Here is a 10,533-nt window from a genome sequence, read left to right as displayed (position 1 = left end):
CCCGGCTGGCGAGCTGACGGGTCGCGGCGGGCGAACGCCCCACCACGGTCGCGACCTCGTCGAAGGGCACGGCGAACAGGTCGTGCAGCACGAAGGCGAGCCGCTCGGCCGGCCCCAGGGTCTCCAGTACGACGAGCAGGGCGAGGCCCACCGAGTCGGCGAGCAGCGCCTGTTGCTCGGGGTCGGCCCCGCTGACGGGCGCGAGGACGGGTTCCGGCATCCGTACGCCCGGCTGCTCGTCCAGCGGCTCCTCGCGGCGCGTGCGGCGGGAGCGCAGCATGTCGAGACAGATGCGGCCGACCGCGGTCGTCAGCCAGCCGCCCAGGTTCGCGATCCCACTGGTGTCCGACCGGCTGAGCCTGAGCCAGGCCTCCTGAACGGCGTCGTCGGCCTCGGCGGGCGAACCGAGCATGCGGTGGGCGACGGCCCGCAGACGGACCCGATGCGTTTCGAACCGCAGGGCGAGAATTTCGGCACCGTCGCCACTCCCAGGGCCGTTCCGATGACCGTTGCCTTTGCCTTCCACCCCTCCGTCCGACTTTTCTTCGGCCTTTTCTTCCGGCGTCAGGAATTCGTCCCCACTCATGCGCCGCATCTCGTCCGCCACTGCTGTTCCGCACTCCCGCGCGGCCCGTCGACGAGTAGACGAACCGCGGAAGGCGGATGTGACAAAGGACGCAGGCGCCGAGATTCAGTACGCGGACTCTCAGGCCCAGTAGGCAGGCGGACCCTAGGTCCAGTCGCGCCCGGAACGCCCCCGCTTCATGTCGCCGCGCTGCTTCTTCTCGCGCAGCCGGCGCTCGTTGATCCCGCGGGGGATCCGGGTGGCGCGGCGGGCCCTCGGCGGCGGGGCGGTGGCCTCGGCGAGCAGCGAGGCGAGCCGGACGGCCGCGGTCTCGCGGTTGCGCCACTGGGAGCGGTGCTCGGAGGAACGCACGCTGACGACGCCGTCGACGAGCCGCCCGGCCAGCTTGGCGAGGGCACGCTCCTTCCACACCGGCGGCAGCGCCTCCGTCTTCGCCAGGTCGAAGCGCAGCTCCACCTGGGAGTCGGAGGTGTTGACGTGCTGCCCGCCCGGCCCGGAGGACCGCGAGAAACGCCACATGAGCTCGGCCTCGGGCAGCGAGACGGAGCCACGGATGACGTAAGGACCGGACATGCCCCCATGGTCCCTTGCCCGTCCGGTCCACGTCACCCGTTTTTCGGCGCGTCGCCACACCCCTCCGGGAGGCTAGGTAAAGAAAGTAAAGAGGTGCGGAACCCTGGGGACCCCCTTCGGCGTTCTTAGGGGTGCCGGTAGCTTCGTCCCGTACGAAGCCCGACGCGCAGGACCGCAGGACAGCACAATCGCAGGACCGCACGACCCGTACGTACGTCAAACGAGGGAAGGACTCCCAACAATGGCTGTAAGCCTGTCCAAGGGTGGCAACGTCTCGCTCACCAAGGAGGCTCCGGGCCTGACCGCCGTCACCGTGGGCCTCGGCTGGGACGTCCGCAGCACCACGGGTACCGACTTCGACCTGGACGCCTCGGCCATCGCGGTCAACCCCGCGGGCAAGGTCTACTCGGACGGCCACTTCGTCTTCTTCAACAACAAGCAGACCCCGGACCAGACGATCGTCCACACCGGCGACAACCGCACGGGTGAGGGCGCCGGCGACGACGAGGCGATCAACGTCAACCTGGCCGGCCTCCCGGCCGACGTCGACAAGATCGTCTTCCCGGTCTCCATCTACGACGCGGAGACCCGCTCGCAGAACTTCGGCCAGGTCCGCAACGCGTACATCCGCATCGTGAACCAGGCCGGCGGCACCGAGATCGCCCGCTACGACCTCTCGGAGGACGCGGCCACCGAGACGGCCATGGTCTTCGGCGAGCTGTACCGCAACGGCGCGGAGTGGAAGTTCCGCGCGGTCGGCCAGGGCTACGCCTCCGGCCTGACGGGCATCGCCCAGGACTTCGGCGTCAACGTCTGACGGCCGAACCCCGCCTGAACGGCAGCGGAGGAGCCCCCGATCCGGCACACCCGGACCGGGGGCTCCTCGTCATTGCCCCACCACTCCGGCGGGACACAACAGCTCTGGCGCCGTGCGATTGGGTGAGCAGGTGATCAGGGCGAGGCACAGAAACAGCGGGCGGCCGAGGTAGAAGCCCAGCGACACATCGCAGCCACAGGTCAGTCTCTCCGCCGCCGACGCAGCCGTGTCAGCGATCCAAGCCGCGGACTGCTGGCGTCGGCAACTGAAACGAGGCGCGTATTCGACGAGCTGCGACCCCAGCCACGCTGATGCGTCCTTCGGATTACGCCACGTGCCCCGGATGTGCCCAGCCGGTTTCAACAGCCAGTGCGCCGTCTCGATCGAAGGCACCTCGGACACCGCGAACTCCGCGGCGGCGCGCCGGTGCCGTCGGACGATCTCCGGATCGCAACCCGTGACAGGTTCCGCCGGAGCAGGTCGGCGGGTTCCTTCCTGATCGAAGCGTGACTTCTCACCCACCCACAGGTAGCCGTGGTGGTGCAACCGGGCTTCCTGCTCTCTGCCCTATGCGCCAAGACCGAAGCGGGTCGGGTCGATACCGGCCGCGTAGAGTTCGGCCGTCGTGAACCGCAGCGGCTCCGCGTCCGGCTTCTTGCTGTCGCCGACAGCCCAGGCGTCGGGGCCGATCCGAGCCAGCGTCACGCACGATTCTCCGTCCGGGTGGGTGTTGCCGCCGCACGCCTTGGCGAACTCGGCACGTCCGATGGGGATGCGGTACAGGTCGACTACACGCATGGCTCACCTCTCCGAGCAGGTTGTCGTCACCCTTGTAGGCAGGACGACGCAGGACAGGGTCCATACGCCATCCACTGACGATGCACAGAGCGTCAGGCCGGACAGCACGGCAGTCCAACGAACTTCTACACACTTGCGCCGGTTCACTCGAGTGCGTCGATGGCAGACGTGATCAGCTTCCGCGCCTGGGCTCCGTAGACCGCAATCCCCGCCAACTCGGCGAACGTCCGCACATACTCGGCGATCCCATCCGGTTGACGCACGTTGAGGTGCGCACTGACCAGTTCCACGCCGACCTGGTCGTCATCAAAGATCGAGAACGACTCGGTCGGCCAGGCACGCCCACGAGGAACACCCATCGGAATGACGCCGAGACTTACCGAGGGAAATGAAGCAGTAGTAATGAGCCGACCCAGCTGAGCCGCCATGGTCTCGCCATTGCCGATGACGGTACGAAGAACCCACTCTTCAACGAGGAATGCGAACCTACGACCGGCAGAGTGGAGTACGTTCTGGCGTGCCATCCTCACGGCCACCGCATCAGCAATGTCCCCTGGAGCCTCACGAAGAGAAGCGACGGTCTCCAGTACCGAGCAGGTGTAGCCGGGTGTCTGTAATAACCCGGGGACGACCCATGACTGGTAGAAGCGAAACCGGTGCGTGCGCTCGTATAGCGGCAGAACCGACGCCTGCACATGCCTCAGGCCCGCACGCTCCAGGCGCCGCCAGTCGACATACATTTCCTCTATGCCGCGAGCCATGGCGACCAGCTCTGAGACCTGATCCTCCGCACTGCACACTTCGGCCCAGACACGAATATCGGTTTCTGAGGGGAGAGTTACACCGTTCTCGATACGCGAGGACTTGGACTCATGCCAACCGGCACGGGCGGCGAGCGCCCGCGCCGTTGTGAACCCCGCCGCTTGGCGGATCTCCCGAAGACGCTTGCCCAGAGTTCTGCGTGCCTCTTGGACGGCCGAGGACGCTGAAGAAGTCACTTGGAGTACTCGCCGCCGCACTCAGTCAGGACAAACGGTATTCGTCATGCGGAACAGCGCGCTCCCAGACGGCTTCGAAAGCCTCGGTACACAGCCTGACCACGGCCTGATCCGACGTCCGCTCTTCATCACCTTCAGGTGAGAGTTCTCCTTCACCCGTGAAGTGCAGGAAGACGACGAGACTGTCGTCGAACAGCCAGAAGTCGTTCCCAGGCAGCGCCAGATCCGAGGCCCGTCGCCGAGGAAGCCAGCGAACCTGCTCTCCCGCCTCGACATTTCCAGCCGTCACGTGATGCTCGAAGCGAATGTAATCGGTGACCGGCTCCGAGACGATCCGAGATCGTCGCACCACCACTCCTCGCCCGGTGATCTCTCGCATCAGTGCAAGCCAGGAGCTGGTCTCCTGATCCAGATAGCGGGACTCGTCACGGGCCCCCTCGCGCCAGGCCACGTACTCCGGATCCGACTGCATGTAGCCGTCCCGCATCTCAAGATGCACCGCAGACCGCTTGGCCAGTCGGAAAAGCTCCTCAAACGTGGGCTCCTCCGCCACCGTTCACCTCCGGGAAGAACTGCATCATGCGTTTGGGGATCTCGACAACGGTCTCGTGCTCCGGCAGGTCGAGCTGCGCCAGCCGCTCGCCGTCCAGCACCTTCCAGCCCTGGACCAGATAGTTGTCGGTCGCGTCGTCGTAGTACACCGTCGGAGACTTGCCCTCCGGCGATTCAGGATCCTTGCCCAGCAGGTGCAGAGCCATGGCTTCCTCCATGCTTGTGGGCCGACGATCTACGGATCCGAGCTTGCACTCAACTCTCCGGTGCGCGCACTGAACTTGCAGACACTTGCACGGACTTAAGGTTCTTTCCGCCCTCGTTCATGGGCAGGCTTCCTGCCATGACGAAGCCAAGGCAACTGCACGACAAGTGGGACGAACTGCTCCACGAGGGAACCGGGCCTGTGCAGGACGAGTTCCTTGAGCTGGTCCGCAGGACACGGGACTCGCGTCACTACTGCGCCAACGTCGTCTGGGGCAACCTCCAGACCGCCGACTACGCCCGCGCCGTCTTCCAGCGAGTCGTCGATTTCCACGGGATCCCCGACGACGTCGAGGTCGGTGTGGCATGCCGGACGGCCCGCGCCCAGTTCATCGGACAGGGCGGCCGTACATACCGCACCCTGCTCGGCGAACAGGCTCTGCGCACGAATGTCGGCGGCACGGACGTGATGCAGGGCCAACTCACCCACCTCCTGGAAGCCGTCGAAATGCCGGGCCTGAAGCTGGGAGTCATCCCCGCACGGGCAGAACTCGACCTGTACCCAGGGCACTCGTTCTCGATCTTCGACGGAATCCAAGTGGGAGTCGAGACGTTCTCAGCCGGTCTCAACATCACGGACAAGGACGAGGTTGCCATCTACGAGAAGGCGTTCGGCCTGCTTGAACATTCCGCGGTGTACGGGCAGGAAGCTCGGGACTTGATCGAGGCGGAGCTGAACGCAGCCTCCTGAAGGGCTTCTACCGCTCGGCCTTCAAAGCCCTGAGCAGGCCTCGGAGTCTGGCCGGTGCAGCAGTGATCACTGTGTCCGGGGCGTCACTCTCGCGTATCAGGATCTGGCCCTCGTGGTCGGCGACTTCGACGCAGTTCCCGCCCTCCACGCCGGAGAAGGACGACTTCTGCCACTGCACGGACAAGGCGGCGCTCCTCATAGTTCTCGCGCAATGTGATGGATGAGCTGCCGGGACTCCAGCTCACTCAACGACGACCGCTCGGCGATGTCGAGCAGTTGCCGGTACCGGTTCAGCTTGGCCTCGGCTCCGAGGAAGAGACTCCCAACGGGGCTGTCCAACTGGACCGTGTCGAGCTGCCGTACGACTCCGCCGGCATACAGCGGGGCGTCCGTCGCCTCGATGAACTCCTCGCAGGTGAAAGGGAGAACTCGCACCGTCACAGTCGGCCACTCCGAGGCTTCCAGCAGGTATTCGAGCTGCCCCCTGGCGACCTTGCGACCCCCGAAGCGCATCCACAGCGCTGCCTCGTGGATGACAGCCTGGAACCGGGGTGCTGCGTCCCGCTCGAAAATGCTCCGGCGTCGCAGCCGGAACTCGACCCGTGCGTCCACGTCCTCGGCGGGCAGCACCGGCCGGTAGCTGCGGTGAATGGCACGGATGTAGTCCTCGGTCTGGAGAATGCCCGGCACGTTCACCACGTTGGCACTGCGCAAGCACTTGGCGTGGTACTCCAGTTCCGCAAGATCCAGGAACCCGGTGGCGACGACTCCGCGGTACGCCTCCCACCAGCCCTTCTCCCGATCCTCGGCCATCGCGCACAGCGCGTCCACCAGCTTCTCGTCCGAGGCCGAGTACAGCACGGCCAGACGTCGCACACGGTCCGCGCTCACGCCCCAACGCCCGGCCTCGATATGGCTGATCTGTGCTTGGTTGCCACCGAGGAATGCTCCCGCTTCGCGGGCAGCCATCCCTGCCGCCTCCCGGAGCTTGCGCAACTCCGCGCCAAGCCGGGCCTGACGTTCCGTCGGGCTACTCCTGGGTGGCATGGGTTCCCTCCTGGTCGAACGGTCCAAGTCTGCCGCGCGCGCGGCAACCGGGTCCACTCACACGAGTGGCATTTCCGTCACATCCATGAGACGGCACATAGATGTGCCCTACTGTCGTCACCGGCAACGTGCCACGTACCAGTGAGACCACAGTGCAGCCACACCAGTTGGAGCGGCCGAGCCACGGCGGTACACAGCGCGAACCATCACGTGCCGCACAGGAAGAAGCCACATGCCTCTCGCAGTACTCACCGGGGACTCCTCACACACCTACCGCCTCCACGCCCCCAACACGCCCTCCAGTCCAAGGGTCTGTCGCGACACCGTCGCGCTTCTTCTCCGCGTAACCGGTCGGCCGGAACTCGCGGAAACCGCACGCCTGCTGGTGTCCGAAGTCGTGACGAACGTCAACCTCCACACCACCGCATCCACCATCTGTCTCGAAGCGGTGGTCCGCCACGACAACGTGCTCGTCTCCGTGTACGACGACGACCCTGGCGCCGGCCGTCCCCATCTGAGAGTCGCGGACAGTCAGTCCGAGAACGGCCGCGGCTTAGCACTACTCGCCGGGTTGGCCCACGACTGGGGCGTGACCTGGACCAACGAGTTTCGGACGACCGGCAAACGCGTCTGGTTCGAGCTGCGGAGCATCACTGGCGGCTAACCTGCCGCGAGTGATCATCGAACCCCTCACCCTCACGCCGGACCACGACCTCCCCGGCCCGCTCCTCACCGAACTCACCGCGCTCTACGCGTCGAACCACGAGTTCTACGCCCTCAGCGGCGACTTCCCGGACCCCCAGGACATCCGCCCGGAACAGGTGGCGGCGGCGCTGGCCGACGAACTGACCAACCCGGACGTGGACGTCTTACTGGCGCGCAGCGCCGGACAGCTCGCCGCCGTGGCGATCACCCTCGCCCACCACCCCGACCCGACGGACCCCGACCCGTGGATCGGCCTGCTGCTGGTGGCCGCGGAAGAACAGGGCAAGGGACACGGCAGGCAGCTGGCGGCCCACATCGAGGACCGCTTCCGCGAGGCGGGCCGGGACGCCCTACGCCTGGCCGCCCTCGACAACAACCCCGGGGCCCTCGCCTTCTGGACGACCATCGGCTACGAGATCATCGGCCACCGCAAGGACCGCCAACTGGCCCGCCCCTGCGCGGTACTGCGCAAAATCCTGCGCTAGCGCCCCGCGAACTTCCTCGCCGCCCGGCTCTCCGACTCCCTCGAACGATGTAGCGGCAGCTCGTCCACACGGCCGACGCCCCGCTGACCTCGCCATTCCTACGATGAGACGTGTCCAGTCCGGGCCTGCGTCCAGGCAACCGGTGCATCGGAGCGTCCCCGGGAAGCGAGCCCACCAGTGAGTCCTGCCACCAAGAACCTGGCCGAAGGGTCCGCGACCCTCCTGGCCGGCCTGGCCCTGAAGCTGTTCGCCGACGGAGTGGAGATCTCGTTCGTCTCCCTCGGCAAGGCCGGGGTGGTCATGATGGTCATCGGCGGGGTCCAGACGCTCTTCGGCCTGTTCCAGGCGACACGGACGAGCAGCGCGAGGGGCTGACCAGAGCTCGCCCCTCAGGGCCTGTCCGGCTTGCCGTCCCCGTACAGCCAGTCCGCCCAGATCCGGGAGAAGTCCTTGTCCGGCGCCTTCTTCTCGACGTACGCCGTGAAGTCGTCCGTGTCGGCGTTGCCGCGCCGACGGGTGGCTGCCCAGCCTTGGACGATGTCGAAGAACCTGTCGTCACCGACCGCCTGGCGGATCTTGTGCAGCACCATCCCGCCCCGCTCGTACACGGGACTGTCGGAGATACGATCCGCACCCGGCGGCTTGGCGGGCGGAAAGGCCCAGACGGCGTCGTTGTCTTCCTTGCTGTCGAAGTAGTCGCCTTCATAGAGGGCATCGAAGACTTCCTGGGCCGAGTCACCCCCGTGGTCCTCCGCCCACAGCCACTCGGCGTACGTGGCGAAGCCCTCGTTCAGCCACATGTCCCGCCAGGTCTTCGGGGTGACGGAGTTCCCGTACCACTGATGGGCCAGCTCATGGACGAGCAGCTCGACGCTCGGAGCGCCGGGGAACACGGGCCGGTTCTGCGTCTCCAGCGCGTACCCGGCGTCATCCTCCCTCTCGACAATGGCCCCCACCGACGAGAAGGGATACGCCCCGAAATTCAGCTCGGCCCACTCCACAACCTCGGGAATGCGACCGAGCACCTCACGGCTCGCCTTCGCCTGACCGGTATCCACGGCCACATACACAGGCAGCCCATGCGGCCCCTTGGACCGCCGCACCTCGTACTCCCCCACGGCGACCGTCGCCACATACGAAGCCATCGGCTCCCCCACGTGCCAGACGAACGAGGTCCGCCCCCGCCTGGTCACCTCACTCCGCAACTCCCCGTTGGACACGGCCTTCAGCCCCTCGGGCACGGTGACGGTGATGTCATAGGTCGCCTTGTCGCTCGGATGGTGATTGCCGGGGAACCAGGCCATGGACCCGGTCGGTTCCCCCAGCCCGAGGGCCCCGTCCTCCGTCCGCAGCCAGCCCTCCTCCGACCCATCCGGATCGGTGATGGTCTCCGGCGAACCGGAGTACCGGACAACGGTGGTGAACACGGCTCCTTCATCAAGATCATCACGAGGCCGGACGACCAGCTCCTGCCCACCACTGCGGTTGAAGCGAGCACGCTTGCCATCGACGTCCACCGACTCGACCGCCATCCCCTTGAAATCAAGGTCGAACGCACTCAGATCCTGCTCCGCCCGAGCCGTGATCTCCGCCTTCCCCGTCAGCCGTCGCGCCTTGGGGTCGTAGTCGAGGGTCAGCCCGTAGTGGGTGACGTCGTACCCCCCGTTCCCAGCCTTGGGAAAGTACGGATCCCGCACCCCGGACGCACCCGCGGTCCCCCGCACCCCTCCGTCACAGCCGACGAGGGCGAGCACGAGCAGAACGGCGACGGTCGCTGGACCAACGGGCACAGATCGGGGCACGACGGTGATCCTAAGACGACGTGACACCATCACCCACGTGCTCGACATCGGCTACGCCCTCTCCGCCCGCTTCCCGGACCCCCCGCAGACCGACTACCGCCGCGCGGACGTCCACGCCCTCCGCCACGACCTGTTCTGCGGGGACGTCTACCTCGCCGACACGAAGGCGGACCGCGAGCTGTCCACAGGCTGGGGATGGGTGCCGGTACTCGACTTCGCGTGGGCCCTGTGCGACATCGTCGAGCAACTCGACAAGGACCCCCTCGGCAGCCGCGCCTCCCGCCCCCAGCGCGCCGAGCTCGACTTCACCGAGTCCACCGACCGCATGCTCTTCGAGCGCCGCTTCGGCTGGGTCGACATCGAGTCCGACTGGATGCCCGGCGACGAGCCCCCGCTCACCTTCTCCCACACCGAACTCCGCCGCGAGGCCCGCGACTTCCTCCACGACCTCCTGGCCGACCTCACCGACCTCCACGAGGCGCTCCGCGAGAACCCGGCGATCTGGAGTCTTGAGGCCCGCTTCCCCAGGTTGCCCTGACTCAGCGTGCCTCTCCCGGGGGCTCCGCCCCCAGACCCCCGATCGGCCTGAACGGCCTCGTCCTCAAACGCCGGACGGGCTGAGTGTGCGCGGCCACGCCCAAAAGGCGACCGCCCACACCCGAAGCCAAAGCCCAAGCCGCTGGCCGCACTCACAACGCAAGCCCTCCGCACCCGCCCCCGGAGACGTAATCAGGGACGGAGCCGAAGACTGGGGACACACCCGACAGGGACAGGGGACACACCCGCAGCCGAAGACGCACGCGAGCGGAGACTGGGCCCGGGACACACCCGCAGCCGACGACGCACCGGAGCGAGGACGGAGACAAGACCGCACCCGCGGCCGACGACGCACGCGAGCGGGCCGTGTCGGTGCGTCGAAGTCCGCCGCATAGGGCTCCTCCGTCAGGCGGTGCCCTTCAAACCCACGGCCGTATACCCGGAGAGCGGCGGGCTCGACGTACCGGCACGGCCCGCGCCCCAAGACAACCCGGCACGCCGGTCTCAGACTTCCACCCCCACCACCCGAACCCCCATCTCCGCCGCGAACACCCCCGCCAGATCCATCAACTGAGCCGGACTGATCACGGCCCCCGCCAACCGATCAACCCCCCGCGCGACCTCCACCTCGGCCGCCCGCCGCAGATCGACGTCCACGAGCGTCGCCCCACTGAGGTC

Annotated in this window: 16 protein-coding genes and 1 pseudogene; 6 read left to right on the top strand and 11 right to left on the bottom strand. The window is 67.0% G+C overall.

The window, feature by feature from the left end; translation table 11 throughout:
* Together O3Q52_RS39745 and arfB are read right to left on the bottom strand one after the other, a co-directional pair.
* A partial coding sequence (locus O3Q52_RS39745; RefSeq protein WP_269653432.1) for a sigma-70 family RNA polymerase sigma factor occupies positions 1-526 on the bottom strand: 526 nt, incomplete at its 3' end.
* Positions 527-730: 204 nt separating this feature from the next.
* Positions 731-1,159 (bottom strand): alternative ribosome rescue aminoacyl-tRNA hydrolase ArfB, encoded by a 429-nt coding sequence (gene arfB, locus O3Q52_RS39740; RefSeq protein WP_055617568.1) that lies wholly within the window; start codon positions 1,157-1,159, stop codon positions 731-733.
* A 241-nt stretch (positions 1,160-1,400) separates the two neighbouring features.
* Between arfB and O3Q52_RS39735 the strand changes: the two genes are divergently transcribed.
* A complete protein-coding gene (locus O3Q52_RS39735; RefSeq protein ID WP_189836814.1) occupies positions 1,401-1,976 on the top strand; it encodes a TerD family protein in 576 nt (191 codons plus the stop codon).
* A 69-nt stretch (positions 1,977-2,045) separates the two neighbouring features.
* On the opposite strand, the gene O3Q52_RS39730 is transcribed toward O3Q52_RS39735, so the two are convergent.
* The 5 genes from O3Q52_RS39730 to O3Q52_RS39710 all read right to left on the bottom strand — a co-directional run bounded on the left by O3Q52_RS39730 (position 2,046) and on the right by O3Q52_RS39710 (position 4,530).
* Positions 2,046-2,522 carry a hypothetical protein gene (locus O3Q52_RS39730; protein ID WP_269653431.1) on the bottom strand — a complete coding sequence of 159 codons (477 nt, stop codon included), beginning with the start codon at positions 2,520-2,522 and terminating at the stop codon, positions 2,046-2,048.
* A 21-nt stretch (positions 2,523-2,543) separates the two neighbouring features.
* A complete protein-coding gene (locus O3Q52_RS39725) occupies positions 2,544-2,774 on the bottom strand; it encodes a DUF397 domain-containing protein (RefSeq protein WP_269653430.1) in 231 nt (76 codons plus the stop codon).
* Positions 2,775-2,917: 143 nt separating this feature from the next.
* The gene (locus tag O3Q52_RS39720; RefSeq protein WP_269653429.1) at positions 2,918-3,772 is read right to left on the bottom strand and encodes a DUF5753 domain-containing protein; all 855 of its coding nucleotides are present in this window, start codon (positions 3,770-3,772) and stop codon (positions 2,918-2,920) included.
* A gap of 25 nt (positions 3,773-3,797) precedes the next feature.
* Positions 3,798-4,325, bottom strand: a complete 528-nt coding sequence (locus O3Q52_RS39715; RefSeq protein ID WP_269653428.1) for a DUF6879 family protein — start codon at positions 4,323-4,325, stop codon at positions 3,798-3,800.
* Positions 4,303-4,530 (bottom strand): hypothetical protein, encoded by a 228-nt coding sequence (locus tag O3Q52_RS39710; RefSeq protein WP_269653427.1) that lies wholly within the window; start codon positions 4,528-4,530, stop codon positions 4,303-4,305. Before O3Q52_RS39710 ends, O3Q52_RS39715 begins: the two co-directional genes overlap by 23 nt.
* A gap of 137 nt (positions 4,531-4,667) precedes the next feature.
* On the opposite strand from O3Q52_RS39710, the gene O3Q52_RS39705 reads away from it, so the two are divergent.
* A complete protein-coding gene (locus O3Q52_RS39705; protein WP_269653426.1) occupies positions 4,668-5,279 on the top strand; it encodes a DUF5753 domain-containing protein in 612 nt (203 codons plus the stop codon).
* A gap of 7 nt (positions 5,280-5,286) precedes the next feature.
* On the opposite strand, the gene O3Q52_RS39700 is transcribed toward O3Q52_RS39705, so the two are convergent.
* A complete protein-coding gene (locus O3Q52_RS39700) occupies positions 5,287-5,457 on the bottom strand; it encodes a DUF397 domain-containing protein (protein ID WP_332112984.1) in 171 nt (56 codons plus the stop codon).
* Positions 5,458-5,474: 17 nt separating this feature from the next.
* On the bottom strand, positions 5,475-6,326 hold the full coding sequence (locus tag O3Q52_RS39695) for a helix-turn-helix transcriptional regulator (protein WP_269653424.1): 852 nt from the start codon (positions 6,324-6,326) through the stop codon (positions 5,475-5,477).
* A gap of 232 nt (positions 6,327-6,558) precedes the next feature.
* Between O3Q52_RS39695 and O3Q52_RS39690 the strand changes: the two genes are divergently transcribed.
* The 3 genes from O3Q52_RS39690 (at position 6,559) to O3Q52_RS39680 (ending at position 7,891) form a co-directional block, all read left to right on the top strand.
* Positions 6,559-6,990 (top strand): ATP-binding protein, encoded by a 432-nt coding sequence (locus O3Q52_RS39690; RefSeq protein ID WP_269653423.1) that lies wholly within the window; start codon positions 6,559-6,561, stop codon positions 6,988-6,990.
* Positions 6,991-7,000: 10 nt separating this feature from the next.
* On the top strand, positions 7,001-7,516 hold the full coding sequence (locus O3Q52_RS39685; RefSeq protein WP_269653422.1) for a GNAT family N-acetyltransferase: 516 nt from the start codon (positions 7,001-7,003) through the stop codon (positions 7,514-7,516).
* A gap of 177 nt (positions 7,517-7,693) precedes the next feature.
* Complete coding sequence (locus O3Q52_RS39680; RefSeq protein ID WP_269653421.1) at positions 7,694-7,891, top strand: DUF5708 family protein; 198 nt, start codon at positions 7,694-7,696, stop codon at positions 7,889-7,891.
* A 14-nt stretch (positions 7,892-7,905) separates the two neighbouring features.
* Here the strand turns inward: O3Q52_RS39680 and O3Q52_RS39675 are convergent, their stop codons facing one another.
* Positions 7,906-9,318: a M1 family metallopeptidase gene (locus tag O3Q52_RS39675; RefSeq protein WP_269653420.1), complete on the bottom strand. Its 1,413-nt coding sequence runs from the start codon at positions 9,316-9,318 to the stop codon at positions 7,906-7,908.
* A 37-nt stretch (positions 9,319-9,355) separates the two neighbouring features.
* On the opposite strand from O3Q52_RS39675, the gene O3Q52_RS39670 reads away from it, so the two are divergent.
* Entirely contained in the window at positions 9,356-9,856 is a 501-nt protein-coding gene (locus O3Q52_RS39670) for a hypothetical protein (protein WP_200396712.1), read from the top strand.
* Between the two features lie 503 nt (positions 9,857-10,359).
* Here O3Q52_RS39670 and O3Q52_RS39665 read toward each other — a convergent pair.
* A pseudogene (locus O3Q52_RS39665) lies at positions 10,360-10,533 on the bottom strand (pentapeptide repeat-containing protein); the annotation flags it as partial.

Origin of the sequence: Streptomyces sp. ActVer, assembly GCF_027270795.1 — a bacterium.
In the GTDB taxonomy this organism is placed as follows: Bacteria; Actinomycetota; Actinomycetes; order Streptomycetales; family Streptomycetaceae; genus Streptomyces; species Streptomyces umbrinus_A.
This window is presented reverse-complemented; position numbering and strand designations above follow the sequence as displayed.

Coding starts and splice junctions, on each gene's coding strand:
- O3Q52_RS39705 (WP_269653426.1), top strand. CDS start 4,668: ATGACGAAGCCAAGGCAACTGCACGACAAGTGGGACGAACTGCTCCAC.
- O3Q52_RS39735 (WP_189836814.1), top strand. CDS start 1,401: ATGGCTGTAAGCCTGTCCAAGGGTGGCAACGTCTCGCTCACCAAGGAG.
- O3Q52_RS39695 (WP_269653424.1), bottom strand. CDS start 6,326: ATGCCACCCAGGAGTAGCCCGACGGAACGTCAGGCCCGGCTTGGCGCG.
- O3Q52_RS39710 (WP_269653427.1), bottom strand. CDS start 4,530: ATGGCTCTGCACCTGCTGGGCAAGGATCCTGAATCGCCGGAGGGCAAG.
- O3Q52_RS39725 (WP_269653430.1), bottom strand. CDS start 2,774: ATGCGTGTAGTCGACCTGTACCGCATCCCCATCGGACGTGCCGAGTTC.
- arfB (WP_055617568.1), bottom strand. CDS start 1,159: ATGTCCGGTCCTTACGTCATCCGTGGCTCCGTCTCGCTGCCCGAGGCC.
- O3Q52_RS39690 (WP_269653423.1), top strand. CDS start 6,559: ATGCCTCTCGCAGTACTCACCGGGGACTCCTCACACACCTACCGCCTC.